The sequence below is a fragment of the Vreelandella populi genome, from assembly GCF_003989825.1.
GTDB lineage: Bacteria > Pseudomonadota > Gammaproteobacteria > Pseudomonadales > Halomonadaceae > Vreelandella > Vreelandella populi.
Genome location: NZ_RZHE01000004.1, coordinates 118,482 through 137,718, shown reverse-complemented (window position 1 = coordinate 137,718; position 19,237 = coordinate 118,482). Strand labels below are relative to the sequence as shown.

16 protein-coding genes are annotated in these 19,237 nt (G+C 54.6%); 14 read left to right on the top strand and 2 right to left on the bottom strand.

Going from position 1 to position 19,237, the window contains the following annotated elements; genetic code table 11:
* Positions 1 to 86: 86 nt before the first annotated feature.
* The 11 genes from ELY25_RS03720 (at position 87) to lipB (ending at position 10,489) form a co-directional block, all read left to right on the top strand.
* A complete protein-coding gene (locus ELY25_RS03720; protein WP_126949945.1) occupies positions 87 to 1,394 on the top strand; it encodes a glutamate-5-semialdehyde dehydrogenase in 1,308 nt (435 codons plus the stop codon).
* Positions 1,391 to 2,062: a nicotinate-nucleotide adenylyltransferase gene (nadD, locus tag ELY25_RS03715; protein ID WP_126949944.1), complete on the top strand. Its 672-nt coding sequence runs from the start codon at positions 1,391 to 1,393 to the stop codon at positions 2,060 to 2,062. The genes ELY25_RS03720 and nadD overlap by 4 nt, the downstream gene beginning before the upstream one ends.
* A gap of 78 nt (positions 2,063 to 2,140) precedes the next feature.
* Positions 2,141 to 2,527, top strand: coding sequence for a ribosome silencing factor (rsfS, locus tag ELY25_RS03710; protein ID WP_126949943.1), 387 nt, complete (start codon positions 2,141 to 2,143; stop codon positions 2,525 to 2,527).
* Positions 2,524 to 2,991: a 23S rRNA (pseudouridine(1915)-N(3))-methyltransferase RlmH gene (gene rlmH / locus ELY25_RS03705; RefSeq protein ID WP_126949942.1), complete on the top strand. Its 468-nt coding sequence runs from the start codon at positions 2,524 to 2,526 to the stop codon at positions 2,989 to 2,991. Before rsfS ends, rlmH begins: the two co-directional genes overlap by 4 nt.
* Positions 2,992 to 3,063: 72 nt before the next feature.
* Positions 3,064 to 4,971: a penicillin-binding protein 2 gene (gene mrdA, locus ELY25_RS03700; RefSeq protein ID WP_126949941.1), complete on the top strand. Its 1,908-nt coding sequence runs from the start codon at positions 3,064 to 3,066 to the stop codon at positions 4,969 to 4,971.
* Positions 4,972 to 4,974: 3 nt separating this feature from the next.
* The gene (rodA, locus tag ELY25_RS03695; protein WP_126949940.1) at positions 4,975 to 6,135 is read left to right on the top strand and encodes a rod shape-determining protein RodA; all 1,161 of its coding nucleotides are present in this window, start codon (positions 4,975 to 4,977) and stop codon (positions 6,133 to 6,135) included.
* Between the two features lie 43 nt (positions 6,136 to 6,178).
* Positions 6,179 to 7,204 (top strand): lytic murein transglycosylase B, encoded by a 1,026-nt coding sequence (gene mltB / locus ELY25_RS03690; protein WP_126949939.1) that lies wholly within the window; start codon positions 6,179 to 6,181, stop codon positions 7,202 to 7,204.
* Positions 7,201 to 8,199 carry a septal ring lytic transglycosylase RlpA family protein gene (locus tag ELY25_RS03685; protein WP_126949938.1) on the top strand — a complete coding sequence of 333 codons (999 nt, stop codon included), beginning with the start codon at positions 7,201 to 7,203 and terminating at the stop codon, positions 8,197 to 8,199. Before mltB ends, ELY25_RS03685 begins: the two co-directional genes overlap by 4 nt.
* 56 nt (positions 8,200 to 8,255) lie before the next feature.
* The gene (locus ELY25_RS03680; protein WP_126950122.1) at positions 8,256 to 9,461 is read left to right on the top strand and encodes a D-alanyl-D-alanine carboxypeptidase family protein; all 1,206 of its coding nucleotides are present in this window, start codon (positions 8,256 to 8,258) and stop codon (positions 9,459 to 9,461) included.
* A gap of 56 nt (positions 9,462 to 9,517) precedes the next feature.
* Positions 9,518 to 9,829, top strand: a complete 312-nt coding sequence (locus ELY25_RS03675; protein WP_126949937.1) for an HP0495 family protein — start codon at positions 9,518 to 9,520, stop codon at positions 9,827 to 9,829.
* Positions 9,830 to 10,489, top strand: a complete 660-nt coding sequence (gene lipB / locus ELY25_RS03670) for a lipoyl(octanoyl) transferase LipB (protein WP_126949936.1) — start codon at positions 9,830 to 9,832, stop codon at positions 10,487 to 10,489.
* Positions 10,490 to 10,572: 83 nt separating this feature from the next.
* On the opposite strand, the gene lipA is transcribed toward lipB, so the two are convergent.
* Complete coding sequence (gene lipA / locus ELY25_RS03665) at positions 10,573 to 11,625, bottom strand: lipoyl synthase (RefSeq protein ID WP_126949935.1); 1,053 nt, start codon at positions 11,623 to 11,625, stop codon at positions 10,573 to 10,575.
* 158 nt (positions 11,626 to 11,783) lie between these two features.
* Positions 11,784 to 12,767: a LysR family transcriptional regulator gene (locus ELY25_RS03660; protein ID WP_126949934.1), complete on the bottom strand. Its 984-nt coding sequence runs from the start codon at positions 12,765 to 12,767 to the stop codon at positions 11,784 to 11,786.
* Between the two features lie 249 nt (positions 12,768 to 13,016).
* Here ELY25_RS03660 and ELY25_RS03655 point away from each other — a divergent pair, with 249 nt between their 5' ends.
* The 3 genes from ELY25_RS03655 to ELY25_RS03645 all read left to right on the top strand — a co-directional run bounded on the left by ELY25_RS03655 (position 13,017) and on the right by ELY25_RS03645 (position 19,158).
* Entirely contained in the window at positions 13,017 to 15,755 is a 2,739-nt protein-coding gene (locus ELY25_RS03655; RefSeq protein WP_126949933.1) for a DUF3141 domain-containing protein, read from the top strand.
* A 317-nt stretch (positions 15,756 to 16,072) separates the two neighbouring features.
* A complete protein-coding gene (topA, locus tag ELY25_RS03650; protein ID WP_126949932.1) occupies positions 16,073 to 18,700 on the top strand; it encodes a type I DNA topoisomerase in 2,628 nt (875 codons plus the stop codon).
* Entirely contained in the window at positions 18,697 to 19,158 is a 462-nt protein-coding gene (locus tag ELY25_RS03645; protein ID WP_126949931.1) for a DUF6586 family protein, read from the top strand. The genes topA and ELY25_RS03645 overlap by 4 nt, the downstream gene beginning before the upstream one ends.
* The last annotated feature ends 79 nt before the right edge of the window (positions 19,159 to 19,237 follow it).

Below are 19,237 nucleotides of genomic sequence, written 5' to 3'. Positions count from 1 at the left end.
TAACGTTTAAGTAGCGTAATATATTGTTAACCATGAAACACCATTGCCAAGCGAAACCGCTAGCGCGACGATAATAGGGAGACAGCATGAGCGTTTTAGCACCGTTTAACGATAAGGCCCAGCAGCAACTTGCTGCCGGCGATGTCCCAGCGTACATGCAGACGCTGGGTAAGGCGGCACGTTTGGCAGCTAGTGCGTTGCGTCGCGCTGAAACCGGTGTCAAAAACCGCGCCCTTGACGCAATAGCCGGAAAGCTTGCCGCCGCCCGCGAGCGTATTTTGAACGCCAATGCAGAGGATCTGCAGCGAGGTAAGGAGGCCGGGCTGGATAGCGCGCTGCTGGACCGCTTGGCGCTTAGTGACGCACGAATTGATGCGATGATTGAAGGTCTTCGCCAAGTGGCGGCGCTACCTGACCCAGTTGGTGAGATTGATGATATGAGCTATCGGCCAAGTGGTATTCAGGTGGGTAAAATGCGCGTGCCGCTAGGCGTGATTGGCATCATATATGAATCGCGTCCCAACGTAACGCTGGAAGCGGCCAGCCTGTGCTTGAAGTCAGGTAATGCCTGTATTCTGCGAGGAGGGTCTGAGGCAAGTGCATCCAATGCGGCTATCAGCGAGTGCATTACGCAAGGGCTAATAGACGCAGGTCTGCCGGCAAGTGCCGTTCAGGTTGTCGCGACCGCTGACCGCGCCGCAGTAGGTGCCCTTATCAGCATGCCCGAGTATGTGGATGTGATTATTCCACGGGGCGGAAAGTCGCTGATCGAGCGCATCTCCCGGGAGGCCAAAGTGCCGGTCATCAAGCACTTGGATGGTGTCTGCCACGTTTACATTGATACCACTGCAGACCCGGCTAAGGCGTTGGCGATTGCGGTAAATGCCAAGACGCACCGTTACGGCACCTGTAATACTATGGAAACCCTGCTGGTGGATGCGCCAGTTGCGGATCTGATTTTACCCGAGCTGGCCCGCGCCTACGCTGAACATAACGTTGAGCTGCGTGGCTGCGAGCGCACTCGTGCCTTGCTGCCTCAGGCGCTTGCCGCCTCAGAGGAAGACTGGTACGCCGAATACCTTGCCCCTGTTCTAGCCATCAAGGTCGTTGATGGGGTGGATGATGCGATCGCCCATATTGAACAGTATGGTTCTCACCATACGGATGCCATCGTAACCCAGGACTACTCCTTGGCGCGCCGCTTCATGGCTGAAGTGGATTCGAGTTCGGTCATAGTTAATGCCTCAACGCGTTTTGCCGACGGCTTTGAGTACGGCCTGGGGGCAGAAATTGGTATTTCGACGGACAAGCTGCATGCGCGAGGGCCGGTTGGCCTGGAAGGCCTGACCACGCGCAAGTATGTCGTATTTGGAGACGGCCAGGTTCGGCAATGAACTCTCAAGTAATAAAGGTCGGCATGCTTGGGGGGACGTTCGACCCCATTCACCACGGCCATCTTCGTAGCGCTCTGGAAGTGCGCGAAGCGCTGGGGCTGGACCGGTTACATATGATACCGGCGCCCCAGCCGCCATTACGCGGTGTGCCACAGGTATCGGCCGAACAGCGATTAGCGCTTTTGAAGACTGGCATTGGTGCGACACCGGGACTTTATGCCGACTGTCGTGAGCTTCGCCGCGCAGGGCCTTCCTATAGCATTGATACGCTAGCTGAACTGCGCGCCGAGTATGGTGAGCAGGCTCGTTTGGTCATGATTATTGGGTTTGATGCTTTTTTGCGTCTTCCCCAATGGCATCGGGCGGGTGACTTGCTGTCCTTGGCCCATCTTGTTGTCATGGCGCGTCCTGGCTATCAAGCGCCTTGGCCTGAAGAATTAAATGAACTGGTTGGCTCATTTGAAGTCGAAGGTGCGAATTCGTTGATGCAGCGCCCAAGCGGGGGAGTATTAATGCTGACGTTACCCTCCATGATGGCGATTTCAGCGACCTATATTCGTGAACGGCTTAGTGAAGGCAAAAGCGTACGTTATTTGCTTCCGGAAGCGGTTGAAGAAGCTATTCAAGAAAAAGGCTTTTATCAACACTTTTCCCAACATGACGAATAGCGCTGGCAGTCACGATAGAAGCCGTTACAATGGCCGACTTTATCAGCCGATTACCACATGGGGTTGTCTTCAGGAGTCATGCACATCGATACACTGAAAAGCCTAGCGCTTGATGCGTTAGAAGAACTAAAAGCACGCGATATTTCCCAACTGGACGTTTCCAGCTTGACCGAGGTCACCGACCTTATGCTGATCGCCAGCGGTACCTCTACCCGTCATGTTGCAGCACTGGCGCAAAACGTGGTTGAAAAAGCCAAGGCAGCAGGCCTGCAGCCGCGTGGCGTTGAAGGCGGCGATAACGCCGATTGGGTACTGGTGGACCTGGGCGATGTCGTTGTCCATATCATGTTGCCCGAAGCCCGCGCTCTTTACGATCTGGAACGCCTTTGGTCGGATCTGCCAAGCGATGGTTTTAAACCTGACGAGTCGTTTGAACATTTTGAAGAGCGAGCTCGCATGTCATGAGGATCCGGCTGTTAGCGGTAGGTACCAAAATGCCGGCATGGGTTGAAGAAGGCATTGAAACCTACCGTAAACGGCTCCCTCGGGATTTCAGCCTTGAAATAGAAGAAATCCCACTTGGTCAGCGCGGCAAGAACGCAGATATCGTGAAAGCGCGTGCCCAGGAGGCGCAGCGCATTCGCGATAAGCTGCGTGGCGACGAATATGTTGTAGCGCTTGAGGTAAAGGGGAAACCCTGGACTACCGAGCAGTTGGCTCAGGAAGCTGATGCCTGGCGGATGAATGGTCGCGATATCGTCCTTCTGGTCGGTGGTCCTGATGGACTTGAACCTGCATTATCGGCAATGGCTGATAAAGCCTGGTCACTCTCTCCGCTGACACTGCCACACCCATTAGTTCGCATTATACTTGCTGAGCAGCTTTACCGTGCCTGGACGTTGCTGGTTGGCCATCCCTATCACCGTTAACGGTGTATATAGACGGTGTTATATGTCGGCTTTTGTAACGTCAATCGACTGATTTAAGAGTTCTCTGTTGCCATGCCTCAGCGCCGTGACACGCTAAAAAATTCCGAGCAAGAGCTGCGTATTTTCCGTGTCAGGGCGCTGCTTGCCGTTTTAGTGGTTATTACCCTTACCAGCCTCCTGGTGGGGCGTTTGGCTTATCTGCAAATTGTTCAGCATGAAATCTATACGACACGCTCGGAAAAAAACCGCGTGCGAGTTGAGCCATTACCCCCTAATCGGGGCCTGATCTATGATCGAAACGGCGTGCTGCTCGCTGAAAATCGTCCCACTTATAATCTGACGCTGGTACGTGAGCGGGTCGATAGCCTTGAGGACACATTAGCGCTACTGGTCGAACTTCTGGAACTCCCTGAGGAAGATATCGAGGCATTTAATGTGCGCTCTCGCCAGCGTCAGCGTCCTTTCCAACCAGCGCTGTTGATGAGTGATCTTAGCGAGGATCAAATCGCACGCCTGGCGGTGAATCGTCATCGCTTGCCGGGTGTTGAGGTCGAGGCACAGCTTCTGCGTTACTACCCAGATGCTGAGGTGATGGCCCACACCCTGGGCTACGTGGGGCGAATCAATGCTGAAGAACTGCGAACGCTGGATGCAGGACGCTATGCGGGTACGCACTTTATCGGTAAAACAGGTGTCGAGCGGTTTTACGAAGAAGAGCTGCACGGTGAGGCAGGGCTTCGCAAGGTCGAAACCAATGCCCGTGGGCGCGTATTGAGGGAGCTGGGACGAACAGACCCCGTGCCGGGTGAAAACCTGGTGCTCACCATCGATAAGTCGCTGCAAACACTAGCGTACGAGCTGATGAATGGCCGGCGCGGCTCGATTGTGGCGATCGTCCCGGCCACTGGCGAAATCCTGGCCATGGTGTCGACGCCCGGATTCGATAGTAATCAGTTCGTCACCGGTATTGACGTTGTCTCTTACCGCGCCCTGCAGGAAGACCTGGATTTGCCGCTGTTCAACCGCTCCATTCGCGGGCACTATCCACCAGGCTCGACCATCAAGCCCTTTCTGGCCCTGGCGGGGCTTACTGAAGGTGTTGTCACGCCAGATAGCACAATCAACGACCCCGGCTACTATCAGCTGCCCAATGACTCGCGTCGCTATCGTAACTGGCTACGTTGGGGGCATGGGAGGGTGGATATGGAACGCTCGCTGGCCGTGTCCAACAATACCTATTACTACACCCTGGCCCACGACCTTGGCATCGATAAGCTCCACGAGCGTATGAGCGGCTTTGGTTTTGGCCAGCGGGTTGCCCACGATGTGCAGGGCGAAAGCAGTGGCCTAATGCCCTCACGAGAGTGGAAGCGTGAGCGTTTCAACCAGGCTTGGTACCCTGGCGAAACGCTGTCTGTGGGTATTGGGCAGGGGTATTGGCAGATAACCCCGCTGCAACTGGCCAGCGCCACGGCGGCATTGGCCAATCGCGGTCATTGGGTAAAACCACGCCTGGCGCTGGAAATTGGTGATGAACTGGTGCCCCACGATTTGCCCAATACCCTGGACGATATTCACCTTGAAAATGACGCCTGGTGGGGTCGTGTATTTAGCGGCATGGAAAAAGTGATCAGCGGCAGCGAAGGCACTGCCCGGCGAACCGGGGTTGGGCTTGAGTACCGCATGGGGGGCAAGTCAGGCACCGCCCAGGTGTTTTCACTTGGCCAGGACCAGCGTTATAACGCTGATGAGCTTGAAGAGCGCTTGCGGGATCATGCTCTGTTCATGGCCTTTGCACCGGTTGAAGACCCACAGATTGCTGTTTCGGTGATCGTTGAAAATGCGGGCGGGGGCAGTACTCATGCAGCCCATCTGGCGCGCGCAATGACCGATGCGTGGCTTTTGAAAGATGAAGCTCCAAACGCGGACGATATTAAAGAAGTTCTCGAAGAAGATACCGCCAATGTGGAGGGCGACTAATTTATGGCCTGGCAGACCCTGACGCGCCCTCTGCGCCGCCATCCTGTTCGCCCACCTGACAGTGGCATAGCGCGGCGTAAGAGCATCTGGGAACGTATTCACCTGGACCCATGGTTGTTAGGGCTTCTCATTGTGCTAATGGCTGGTGGACTGTTGGTTCTTTACAGCGCCTCCGGTCAGCGAATTGAGTCGGTGGTTGCACAGGCTATGCGTTTCGGTTTTGCCATGGTGGTCATGGTATTTCTAGCCCAGCTTTCACCCACTACTTTCCTGCGCTGGGCGCCATTTGCCTATGGGATCGGCGTTGCCATGCTGCTGGCGGTGGAAATTGCCGGCGATATTGGCATGGGAGCCAAGCGCTGGCTGGAAATTCCCGGCGTTATCCGGTTTCAGCCCTCTGAAATGATGAAGCTGGCGGTGCCATTGATGGTGGCCGCCTATTTGAATCGCTGTCAGCTTCCGCCACGGCTGAAAGATATTGTGGTATGCGCGATTATTATCGGCCTGCCGGTTGTGCTGACGGCCATTCAGCCTGATCTGGGGACTTCATTACTAGTGGCAAGTGCCGCTGTTATTGTGGTGCTACTGGCGGGACTGTCGTGGCGCCTTATTGCATTTGTCGTCGCACTATTGTCCGCATGCGTACCGTTACTGTGGATGAATATGCATAATTATCAGCGTCAGAGAGTACTCACCTTTCTCGATCCTGAAAGCGACCCGCTAGGTTCAGGATGGAACATTATTCAGTCGACAACGGCGATTGGCAGCGGCGGGCTTTGGGGTAAAGGCTGGCTTGAAGGCACCCAGTCACAGCTGGAGTTTCTGCCTGAACGGCATACCGACTTTATCATTGCGGTGTTAGGCGAGGAGTTTGGGCTCGTTGGCATGCTGGTGTTGCTGGCGCTGTACGTGATGATTGTCGGCCGGGGGGTATGGCTTGCCGCCTCTTCACAGGATACATTTGGACGACTTTTTGCAGGCAGTATTATCCTGACCTTCTTTATTTACGTATTTGTGAATGTGGGAATGGTCAGCGGCATTTTGCCCGTGGTGGGGGTGCCGCTACCGTTGGTCAGTTACGGCGGCACCTCTAGCGTGACCTTGTTGGCTGGGTTCGGTATTCTCATGTCCATCCATGCCCATCGTCGGCTGTTGCCACGTTGATGCCTCGATAAAGACGACGCGTTTTCAAAGGAGTGGTGAGTTGATGAACAGGGTCCGAAATAAAGCAGGCGGCTACCTTATCGCCGCGCTACTGGTGTGTTCAGCCCCCGCAGTTCAAGCCGAGGAAGAACATTCGTCAATAGACCTTCAGGAGAATGAGCGCGTTCAGCAGTTGATTGATGAGCTGGCCACACAAGGTGTGCCAGAGAAATGGCTGCAAGATGCTTTTGCTGAGGCCACCTATTCCCAGGGCGTGCTGGATGCCATGGAAGGGGCGGCGGAGCGCCGTCTGCGTTGGTTTGAGTATCGCAATATATTTCTAAACCAGCAGCGCATCGCAGAAGGCGCTGCTTTTATGGAAACCTATGCAGATACCTTGGCTCGCGCGGAGGAGGTTTACGGCGTGCCGGGGAGTGTTATTACCGCCATTATCGGTGTAGAGACCTATTACGGCCGTTATAAGGGGCAACACCGTGTGTTGGACTCCTTGGCAACGCTGGCCTTTTATCATCCCAGCCGCGGCGACTTTTTCAGAGGTGAGTTGGCGGCATTCTTAAAGATTGCCTTTGAACAGGAAGTTGAGCCCGCAGCGCTTTACGGCTCCTATGCAGGTGCCATGGGCTATCCGCAGTTTATTCCAACCAGCTACCAGGCTTACGCCGTTGATTTTGACGATGATGGGTTTCGTGATCTGTGGGAAAACCCGGTCGATGCCATTGGCAGCGTAGCCAACTATTTCGCCGAACACGACTGGCAGCGTGATGGCGCCATTTATCACGAAGCAACTGGGCCTACCGAACTTCCCGAAGCCCTAACATTCAATCAAACGTCGGCCCCCAGTATCACTGTTGCTGATGTGAAAGCCGCCGGTATAGAGCCCAAGCAACCGCTTGCCGATGAATTGCCCGTTGTGCCTCTGGCATTGGAAGTGGACGAGGAGCGCACGCTTTACCGGTTGGGCGAAAAGAATTTTTATGTCATTACGCGTTATAACCATAGCCACCTGTATGCCATGGCGGTAACAGAGTTAGCCGAGGCCATTCAAAGTCAGGTCGAGGAACAGGGATGAAAATGTTGCAAAGAATGACGTGGCGGGTAGGCAGTGCCATTGCCCTTGTGGCGTTGATCAGCGGGTGCGCCAGTCGTGAAACCCAGCGAGTGGATACTCCTTCCCAGGCCAAGCCTGCTGCATCCACTGCTAGTAGCGGTGCAGGTACCAGTGGCGGTCGTTATGCCATGAATGGCGATGCTTATCCCGTTGAGCCGCCGGACGTATCTCGCGTACCCGATGCCGAGCCACGTATTGAACCGCATTCGCGGGCGGGCAATCGCCCTACCTACGAAGTGTGGGGCAAAACGTATCATGTAATGCCTGACGCCTCAGGCTATGCCAAGCAGGGTACCGCTTCCTGGTACGGCGAGAAATTCCATGGCTATGCAACTTCTAACGGTGAGATCTACGACATGTATAAAATGTCGGCGGCTCATCGCTCGTTACCGCTGCCCACGTTTGCTCGTGTGACCAGTCTGGATAGCGGCCAATCCGTGATTGTGCGGGTTAATGATCGGGGGCCTTTTCATAGTGACAGAGAGATTGATCTTTCCTATGCCGCTGCTGCACGCTTAGGGATACTGGATAATGGCACCGGGCGTGTAAAGGTCGAAGCGGTCGACCCGGCACTCTGGTTAGCCGAGCGCGGCAGACCAGCACGAGCGGCATCTGCCGCTGTCAGTACGCCAGCAGCTTCGTCTGCACCCGGTGAGCAGGCGCGCCGCGTGCCTGCGCCGCAGGCGGCGCCTGTGCAACCAGCTTCATCGCCTGCTTCGCCCTTGGGCAATGAGGCGGAAGGGGCCATTTATCTACAGATTGCTGCCTTGGGTAGCGCTGAGGGTGCGCAACAGCTTCAGCAGCGTTTGGAAAACGAATTACCCCATGGGGTGCGTGTGATGAGCGATGCGAACGTACATCGTGTTCAGGTGGGGCCAGTTGGGCCTGCTCAAGAAACACGAGCGCGTGAAGAACTCCGCCAAGCAGGCTTCCCTCAAGCCTTTATCGTGAGATAATTCACTTTTTATACTTTTGGTGCCTGGCGCCGATTTTTGTAAGCGAGATGTTAGTGATGAATGTATTTGTGTCGATTCGCCGATCTGCCCAACTCTGCCTGTTTGCAGCCATAACGGCGGTTGCATTACCGGCTGCGGCTCAGGAAATACCGCAGCCCCAGCCGCAGACCATTATTCCAGCTGCTCCTCAGCTTGCTGCCAGCTCTTGGATATTGATGGACGCCAACAGCGGGCGCATCTTGGCCGAGCACAATTCGGATGAGCGTTTGGCACCGGCAAGTCTAACGAAGCTGATGACCGCTTACCTAGTGGAACGTGAGCTTGATCGAGACACCATCAAGCTTGAGGACTTGGTTAATATCAGTGAAACCGCCTGGCGGACCGGTGGCTCGAAAATGTTTATTGAAGTGGGCAACCAAGTCCGCGTAGATGACCTGTTACACGGTATTATTATTGTGTCAGGCAATGACGCAAGTGTAGCCATGGCTGAGCATCTGGCAGGTGGTGAAGCCCCTTTTGCTGATCTAATGAACCAGCATGCGGCACGTTTGGGAATGGAAAATACGCATTTTGAGAATGCAACAGGTCTTCCAGGCGAGAATCACTACTCGACGGCTCGTGATATGGCACTGCTGTCACGCCATATCATTAATGATTACCCTGAACATTATGCCATCTACTCACAGCGTCATTTCTCTTATGGTGGAATCGACCAGCCTAACCGTAACCGCCTACTGTGGCGTGACCCTTCCGTTGACGGCCTAAAAACTGGCTGGACAGACGCTGCAGGCTATTGTCTTGTATCTTCTGCTGAGCGCGACGGTATGCGGCTTATTTCTGTCGTCATGGGCACTAACTCTGAAGAGGCGCGGGCTCAGGAAACTCAGAAGCTCTTAAGTTATGGCTTTCGCTTTTATGAAACCATGAAGCTTTACGAGCGTGGCGCCGTGCTTGCTACCCCGCGCGTATGGGGTGGCGACATCAATGAGCTGCGTGTGGGCGTAAACGAAGAAGTTTCTATGACGTTACCGCGCAACCGTAATCAAGAGCTGCGCGCGCGCCTTAACTTGAACTCAGATCTGCAGGCGCCTATCGCCGTTGGCGATGATGTGGGAACACTGGAAGTGTATTTGGGTGAAGAGATGGTTGGCGACCGCCAGCTGGTCGCCCTTGAGAACGTTGAAGAGGGTGGCCTGTTCAAGCGTCTGTTTGATCAGATTCAGCGCTTCTTCAGCGGACTGATTGCCAACTTTACTGATTAATCTGCCCGGCCTAGGCGCTGCCTGGGCCAAATTTTACGTCAAGCAGAAGGCCAAAGATGAAAAAGGGTACCCAGAAAGGGGTTCGCGACCTGCGCGAGCCGGTGGCGCCAGAGGCGCCCAAAATCACCTTCCCCTGTGATTACCCCTTGAAAGTGGTCGGGGACGCCGCCGAGGATTTTCCCGCCTGCGTATGTCAGATTGTGGTGCGGCATGCCCCGGATTTTGACGAATCAACGCTTCAGGTAATCGATAGTCGTACCGGTCGTTTTCAGTCGGTGCGTATAACCATCCGCGCTACTGGCGAACAGCAGATAAACCAGCTGTTTGATGAGCTGAAGGCAACCGGTCGTGTACATATGGTGGTCTAGATGAGCGCCTTGGCACCTATTGAGCTGCACTGCCTGGGGCGTAAGCCTTATCTTCCCGTATGGGAGGATATGCGAGCGCTGACGGATACGCGGGATAGCCAGACGCCGGATCAGTTCTGGCTGGTTGAGCACGACCCTGTGTTTACCCAGGGCCAGGCGGGTAAGCCTGAGCATTTATTGATGCCTGGCGATATACCGGTGGTGCAGACCGACCGCGGTGGGCAGGTGACTTACCATGGACCAGGGCAGGTAGTGCTGTACCCGTTGCTGGATGTAAGGCGCAGTAAGATAGGTGTGCGTGACCTGGTTTCCGCGCTTGAGAATGCGGTGATTGCCCTATTGGCCGGTTATGGCATTGAGGCGCATGCTCGCCCGGACGCGCCGGGGGTCTACGTTAAAAGCTTGATGGGGGAAGCCAAGATTGCCTCGCTTGGCCTGCGTATCCGCCGCGGAGCAAGTTATCATGGCGTAGCGCTCAACGTGGATGGTGATCTGTCTGCGTTTGGGCGCATCAACCCATGCGGCTATGCCGGTATGGCGGTTACCCGGCTGGCAGACCTGGCAACATTGCCCCCTGAACATCAGGTGGGCCGGCAGCTAGCATCGGCACTGGCGTCACAGTTGAATCGACAGCTAGTTGCCATTGATATGACAGATTAGTCAATCGCTTGTGCAATCCACAAGCAAACGCCGCCGCAGTGCTTAACATTGCGGCGGCGTTTGCTTGTCAGGCGTAAAAAAGCCTAGCCAACGTTCAGGGAGGGGATAATGTTCGGGTCAGGCTCTTGACCAGGTACCTTCGCAGGCGAGGCAAGGCCCAAGTTGTTCTTCTCGAATACCCGGTCAGCACGGTAACTTGAGCGAACAAGCGGGCCGGAAGGCACTTCCATAAAGCCTTTCTCAAGGCCTATTTCACGATACCGATCGAATTCCTCGGGGCTTACCCAGCGCTCGACAGGCAAATGGTTTTTTGTGGGGCGCAAGTATTGGCCTAATGTCACGATATCCACGCCGATCTCGCGAAGATCGTCAAACGTCTGCAGAATCTCTTCGTCAGTCTCGCCAAGCCCTAACATGAGGCTGGTTTTCGTGATCACATCTGGACGATGCTTCTTGGCATAGGCCAGAACGTCCAGGGTCTTGCGATAGCCTGCCCGCGGATCACGCACCCGGCTGGTCAGGCGCTCAACGGTTTCGACGTTCTGGGCAAACACTTCAAGGCCCGAGTCCACGACGCGCTCGATGGCAGCAAGCTCGCCATCAAAGTCCGGCGTCAGTGCTTCAACGACTACCTCAGGTGTGCGCGACTTGATAGCGCGGATGCAGCTGGCGTAGTGCGTTGCGCCGCCGTCTTCAAGATCATCACGGTCCACGGAGGTTAAAACAATATAGCGAAGCCCCATCAGTTCTACCGACTTGGCGGTATTCTCAGGTTCTTCATGATCCAGCCAGCCCTTGGGGTTGCCCGTATCGACCGCGCAAAACCTGCAGGCCCGGGTGCATACAGAGCCCATTAACATAATGGTCGCGGTACCGTTGCTCCAGCATTCGCCCATATTGGGGCAATGCGATTCTGCACACACGGTGCTTAGGCGATGGGTGGCAACGTTGCGTTTGACTGCTTCAAAGCGTTCGCCACCGGGAATTTGGGCGCGTAGCCATTTGGGCTTGCGTTCAAGAGATGGGGCTTCGGCCTGCGCGTTGCGCACCTTCATGCCATCCTTGATTACCGTCATGCCATGTTCGTTGCGAAACTTCTGACCGCTGGGAACACGCTGCGAGGGGGTGTTGCTCATGGGAATAGAGCCTCTCTACTGTGCGGCAGGCAGGGCTTATCACTAACAGGTAAGCGCTTGCCCCTCAAGTCATGCCGAATAATACGTTGCCAATTAATACGTAGGTAGTAGGTGTAATGTAACATATCTGGTGATTAACAAGACACTGTCGGGTTTTGCTATGGCGCTATCGGCAGACAGGCCACGCCATGGCTGGGCAGCGGGCTTAAAGGTGCCTTGAAATGTTGCTGGTACTCCGGCAAATGCTCACGAACAAAGCGCAAAAAAAGTTCAGCCACCGGGGTAGGAAAACGCTCTCGACGGTAAACCGTACACCAGGAACGGCGGATGGGAAAATCAGGTAGCGCCAGTTCAAACAGTAGCCTTTGTTCAAGCTCAAGGCGTACCGCCAGCCGGGGCAGTACCGCTACACCTAAATGTGCCATCACACCCTGCTTGATCGCCTCATTGGTGCCAAGCTCAATGTGATGTAAAAGCGCCACTTTCTGAAAAGCCGCCAGCTGCTCAAACGCATTGCGTACGCCGGAGCCGGGTTCGCGCATCAACACGTAGTGGTGCGCAAAGTCCGCAAGGCTTGGGGAGGGTGCCTCGAGCAAGGGGTGCTCGGGCCATACCACGGCTACCAGCTCGTTATCGATAATCGGCATGACCGCCAGACGATCATCTTCAGGCACCATGGCCATGATCACCAGGTCATCTTGCTGTTCTGCCAGACGCTCAAGCGCTTGACTACGGTTACAGACCTTGAGACGTACGTGAATATCCGGATAACGAGCGCGAAAGCGCGCCAGTATATACGGGACAATGTACTGCGCGGATGAAACGGCTGCCAGGTTCAGCTCGCCTGTTATCTTGCCGTTAATATCCGACAAATTCATTTGCAGCCGTGAAAGCTGACCGAAAATTTCCCGGGTAGACAGTGCCAGCGTATCGGCTGCGGGCAACACATGCAGGGTTTTGCCTGCATATTTAAAAAGTGGCTGCCCCAGAGCCTGTTCAAGCTGACGAATCTGTGCACTAACGGCAGGCTGAGTTAATCCTAGCTGTTCGGCCGCGCGGGAATAAGAACGCTGGTGATGTACCGCTTGAAATACTTGTAGCTGGCGAAACGTTAAGCGGTTAAGCAGCGTAGGGGATGACATACATGACAACCTCTGAAAAATCGGCCTCCGGCAGCGAATGACACAAGCGGTGTACTAAACCACTAGCGCCAAATGAAAATGCTATCACTGTTTGGCCATGTTTGCCTGATACAACGGTGAGTTACACAATCGGCATAAAATCGGTAGCGCTAATCATCGACGTTAGCCAAGGAGTGGCCTAAACTATATTGCATCGCAGCATTGTGGCTTTTGGGTTGATCGCCAACGCATTCCTTCTAGGGAGACCCTATGAATTTTCTTGCCAATCCACTGCTCGCCGCTAACCCGTGGCTAAAAGCCTGGTCGGGGACGTCGAATGACACCGCAGCGCTACTGCCAGGCAGTGACGTCTTGACCTCATTGATGGATCCTTTTGGAATTGGGCGCGCCGCGACCGACTACTGGCACGATAGCGTTGAGCGCAGCGTGCTTTATTTGGATGTAATGCGTGAACGCGGCAACCAGTACCTGGAGCATATGGAGCAAACCAAACCCAATGTACTCGGGTTTGAAACAGAAGTATTGGTGGATGGACGTACGCTGCCTCAGCCAACCAATTATGAATTGCTCCGTGTTCTACCGCCGCAAGGTACGGTAATTGACCCTAAGAAACGTCCCTTTGTCGTGGTTGACCCGCGGGCGGGCCACGGCCCAGGAATCGGCGGTTTCAAGCCCGATAGTGAGCTAGGCGTGGCTTTGAAAGCTGGCCACCCCTGCTATTTTATCGGTTTCTTGCCTTATCCTGAACCGGGCCAAACCGTTGAGGATGTTGTTGAGGCTGAAATTGCCTTTTTACGTCATGTGATCGGACTTCATCCAGAAATCTGTGAAAAACCCATGGTGGTGGGTAACTGCCAGGCAGGCTGGCAATTGATGATGGCCGCCGCGCTTGAGCCAGATGTGTTTGGTCCTATTCTGATTGCTGGGGCGCCGCTCTCTTACTGGGCAGGGGAGCATGGCAATGCGCCCATGCGCTATACCGGTGGCATGACCGGCGGCAGTTGGGTAACGGCGTTCACCAGTGATATGGGTAACGGGTTGTTCGATGGTGCCTGGCTGGTGCAGAACTTTGAGCGCCTGAACCCGGCCAATACCTACTGGAAAAAGCAGTACCACCTTTATGCCAATGTGGATACTGAAAGCCAGCGTTATCTTGACTTTGAGCGCTGGTGGGGCGGACATGTGGTGCTGGGCGGTGAAGAGATCCAATACATAGTCGATAACTTGTTTGTAGGTAATCGATTGTCTACCGCGCAGCTGGTAACCCGAGATGGGCGGCGTATCGACTTGCGTAATCTGCGTTCACCCGTGGTGGTGTTTTGCTCTCGTGGTGATGATATTACGCCGCCGCCTCAAGCGCTGGGCTGGATTCGCGATCTTTACGAAGATACCGACGATATCATGGCCAACGACCAGACGATTGTTTACTGCATGCATGATACCACTGGCCATTTAGGTATCTTTGTATCGGGCAGTGTCTCGCGTAAAGAGCATTCCGAATTTACTGCCAACATGGATTACATCGATGTGCTGCCGCCGGGACTTTATGAAACAACGGTAACGCAGGCATCGGACAGTAGTGATGCCTCGCTTTATGAGCGCGATTATCTGCTGGAATTTACTCCACGTAATTTCGAAGAACTAGACCAGGAAGTGCACCACAATGCCGATGATGATCGGCGCTTTGCCACGGTTGCCCGTCTTTCAGAAATTAACCTGGGGTTGTACCGGATCTATGTGCAACCCTGGTTGCAGGCAGTCATGACTCCGGAAGCCGCACGATTTATCCGCCGGATGCATCCTATTCGCCTGGGCTATAAATTGTTGTCGGATCGTAATCCGTTATCAGTGCCGTTGCCGGTAATGGCTGATGCCGTGCGTAAAAACCGTCATGAAGTGGGGGAGGACAATCTTTTCAAAGCACTTGAAACCATGGGCTCTGATCATATTGTCGCCTCTTTGAATGCCATGCGCGATTTGCGCGATAGCACTACTGAACGGCTGTTTATGGATATTTATGGCCAACCCTTGCTTCAAGCGGCAGTAGGGCTTCATGGTGATGCGCATGTTCACCGTAGGCGCCCGGGCGCTGAGCCAGAGCATCGTCGCTTTTTGGCCAATCGCCAGAATGAACTACGCGATCAAATTGCTAAAGGCGGGCCGCACGAAGCTATCATGCGCTCGTTGATTTATGTGTTGGGCGGTGCACCAGCAACAGATGAGCGCAACTTCAAGCGGCTGCGTGCATCAAGAGCGGAATTGGAGCCGGGCATCAAGTTGTCTGACTTCAAGCGACTGGTGCGTGAGCAGTTCTCTATTTTGAAGCTTGATCGTGAGCAGGCCCTGAATACGCTGCCTGAGCTGTTAGCTGGGCAAAGTAGCAGCGACATAGATGCGCATATTAAAAATCTCGAGCATGTATTTGCGGCAAGCGGTGAACTCTCAGAGCATGCTTCAGAACGCTTTACGCAAATAAAAGCGTTGTTTGATAAGGCGCGTCCTTCCAAGTTTGTAACGGATAAAACTGCAGCGTCTAAATCCTCGACAACTAAATCTTCAACAACTAAGTCTCCAGCAATCAAGTCAGCTACAGCCAAGCCTGCATCATCTAAGGCGGCGTCCGCCAAGGCAGCCTCCAAAGCGTCGGTGGCTCAGGCCGATAGCAAGCCTGAAGCCAAAAAACCGGAAGCGGAAGAAAAAGCGACGGCAAGCGCCACGGTAGATAATCCAGTTGTAACCAAGGCGATTGTTAAGCAAGGGCCGACTAAGCTGCCGGTTGAAAAGAAAGAGTCTGCTGAGCCTGAAAAGTCCGCTGCTAAGGCTGCCGATAAAAAGCCTGCTGAGCCTGAAAAAACCGCTGCTAAGACTGGCGGTAAAAAGCCTGCTAAGCCTGCCAAGCCCGCTGCCAAGACTGCCGATAAAAAGTCTGCTGAGCCTACAAAGCCCGCGGCTGATATTGCGCATCTCAAGACGCCGCGTAAGCGATAAGTAGCTTTTCTGCTTATCTACGCCCCTGCTGAAACGCAGGGGCGTTTTGTTTTCTGGGCAACGGCGGGTTGCTGATCTGCAAGCGTCGGTCTAGTGTCTAGCTACCCGGTATAAAAAAGTCAGGTTTGTTCTCTACTGTTCGGTTGCTACTGGCGCTTAGTCAAGGGCTGGGGTAGGGTAGGCGCATTTTTTCATCCGTATGTTTATGTCGGTTGCTGCAAAAAGCTGGTTCTTTTGCAGCCATTTTTCCTTCAACCCATGCGGTACTGTTTTCAGGCGCGGGCTGATTAGTCCAAGCAATAGATAAGTGGAGCACTATGGGCAAGTCACTGGTCATCGTTGAGTCGCCAGCTAAAGCGAAGACGATTAATAAGTATCTCGGCAGCGATTTCATCGTAAAGTCGAGCGTGGGTCATATTCGTGACCTGCCGACCAGCGGCTCGGGCAAGGCAGCTTCCGACCCCAAGGAGCGCGCTCGCCAAGCCGCGGCAACACGTAAAATGTCGGCGGAAGAGAAGGCAGAGTACAAAAAGCGCAAGAGCCAGGATCAGTTGATTCGGCGTATGGGTATTGACCCAAATAATGGCTGGGAAGCGCACTATGAAGTGCTGCCCGGCAAAGAGAAGGTAGTGGCCGAGTTAAAGAAACTCGCTGAAAAGGCCGATGCCGTTTATCTGGCAACGGATTTGGACCGCGAGGGGGAAGCCATCGCTTGGCACCTTCGCGAGACCATTGGCGGTGACGATAGCCGCTATAAGCGAGTGGTATTTAACGAAATCACCAAAAATGCCATCCAGGATGCATTTAAAGCGCCCGGAGCGCTGAACATTCCTCGAGTTGAAGCCCAGCAAGCACGGCGTTTTCTGGACCGTGTAGTGGGTTTCATGCTTTCACCGCTGTTGTGGGCCAAGATTGCCCGCGGGCTTTCCGCTGGGCGTGTCCAATCCGTGGCCGTGCGTTTGATCGTCGAGCGCGAGCGAGATATTCGAGCCTTTATTCCCGAAGAGTTCTGGGACGTGCATGCAGACTTGGTATCGCCAGAGGGCGAGCTGGTCCGTTTTGCGCTAGCCAGGCATGACGGCAAGGCATATCGACCCACGTCCGAAAAAGACACCATGGCAAGTATCGAAGCGCTGCGCAAAGCGCCGCTTTCAATCACTTCCCGGGAAGATAAGCCCACAAGCTCCAAGCCGACGGCACCTTTCATTACCTCGACTTTGCAGCAAGCCGCCAGCGGCCGTCTGGGTTTTTCGGTCAAGAAGACCATGACCATGGCCCAGCGCCTGTATGAAGCCGGCTACATTACCTATATGCGTACCGATTCGACCAATCTCTCCAAGGATGCCGTGGAAAGCGTTAGGGAGTTTATTGGCAATGAGTATGGCGCGCGCTATCTACCTGAGGCGCCTAATCGCTATAGCAGCAAAGAGAGCGCCCAGGAGGCTCACGAAGCCATTCGCCCCTCAAGCGTTGAGCGCAAAGCCACCGATCTGGCCGGTATGGAACGCGATGCCGAGCGTCTGTACGAGTTGATTTGGCGTCAGTTCGTGGCCTGCCAGATGACTCCGGCGGAGTACCTGTCGAGTACGTTGAGTGTCGAGGTGGATGGCTACGATCTGCGGGCGAAAGGGCGCGTGCTGAAGTTTGACGGCTATACCCGTGTGATGAAGCCCAGCGGTAAAAATGAAGATCAGAGCCTGCCGGATCTGCCCAAGGGCACCCGTATGACGCTGGAAGCGTTAGACCCCCAGCAGCACTTTACCAAGCCGCCTGCACGTTATACCGAGGCAAGCCTGGTCAAGGAACTTGAGAAACAGGGAATTGGTCGACCCTCCACCTACGCTTCGATCATTTCCACGATTCAGGATCGTGGCTACGTGAAGCTGGAAAACCGTCGCTTCTACGCTGAGAAGCTGGGTGATATCGTGACCGAACGCTTGAAAGAGTCGTTTCCGGATCTGATGGACTTCTCTTTTACCGCGCGCATGGAAGATAGCCTGGATGAAGTAGCCGAGGGCGAACGTAACTGGCAGGCGTTGCTGGATGCTTTCTATAGCGAGTTTCGCGATGAACTTGCCAAGGCGGAAAGTGAAGATGGCATGCGGCCCAATCAGCCGGTGCCCACCGATATTGATTGCCCCTCCTGTGGGCGCAAAATGCAGATTCGCACCGCCTCCACGGGTGTATTCCTGGGCTGCAGTGGTTATAACCTGCCGCCAAAGGAGCGTTGCAAGACAACCATTGACCTAATCCCCGGCGAAGAAGCCGTGGCAGCGGATGCCGGTGAAGAGGCAGAAACCAACGCGCTGCGCGCCAAGCGCCGTTGTACCAAGTGTGGTACAGCGATGGATAACTACCTGATTGATGAAACCCGCAAGCTGCATATCTGTGGTAATAGTCCTGATTGCGATGGTTATGAGATCGAGCAGGGCAAGTTCAAGATCAAGGGGTACGACGGCCCGGTTATCGAATGCGATAAATGCGGCTCGGAAATGCAGCTCAAGTCAGGGCGTTTTGGCAAATATTTCGGGTGTACCAACAGCGAGTGCAAGAACACCCGTAAGCTGCTGAAAAGCGGCGAGGTAGCACCGCCGAAAATGGATCCGATCTCCATGCCGGAGCTTGCCTGCCAGAAGGTTGACGACCATTACGTGCTGCGCGATGGGGCAAGCGGGCTGTTTCTGGCAGCGAGTAAATTCCCCAAAAATCGCGAAACGCGCCCGCCGCTGGTGAAAGAGCTTAAAGCTCATGCTGCTGAGCTGCCTGAGAAGTATCATTTTATTCTTGAGGCACCCAGTGAAGACCCCGATGGCCGACCTGCGCAGATTCGCTACTCGCGCAAGAGTAAAGAGCAGTACGTGATGACCGATGAAGAGGGCAAGGCTACCGGATGGAAGGCCACCTATGAAGCCGGGAAATGGCACGTGGAGGATAAGCGTAAATGAGTCCGCGTTCGCGTACTAACCAGCTGCTTTATCAAGCTGAACTCTTGATGAGCATGCCGGTCGGGGAGGATGAGCATGCGCCGGCTCGCCAAATGGCGCTGGAAGAGAGCGCCCTGGCGCTCTTCGAGCTGGCCTTGGTCTCGCTGTTACGCGAAGTGACTGAGCATGCAAGACTCGAAAGCCACGCCTGGCGCGAGCTGTTGGCAAATGATGGGCCTCAGCTGGCTGAATTACAGCGCCTGCGTGACGTAATGCATGAGCCTGAAAGCTGGCTTGGCTGGTTGGTTAGCAAGCTTGAGCAGCTGCACAGCAGCGAGGGTGCCGCCAGGCGCGTGTCTGCCAACCCTGGAATGATTGCTGTGGGTAGCCAAACGGATCCGGCTGCACAGCTGCTGGCTTGCCTTGAAGCCGCCAAACTCGAGATAGCAGCGCTCAGAGAAACCAGTCTTGAATGGTAAAACACCCCTCAACGGTTCAAATGAACTACCCTGAACTTCCAGCATCAAAGGTTTGGCCATTATCTTCATAATGGCCCTA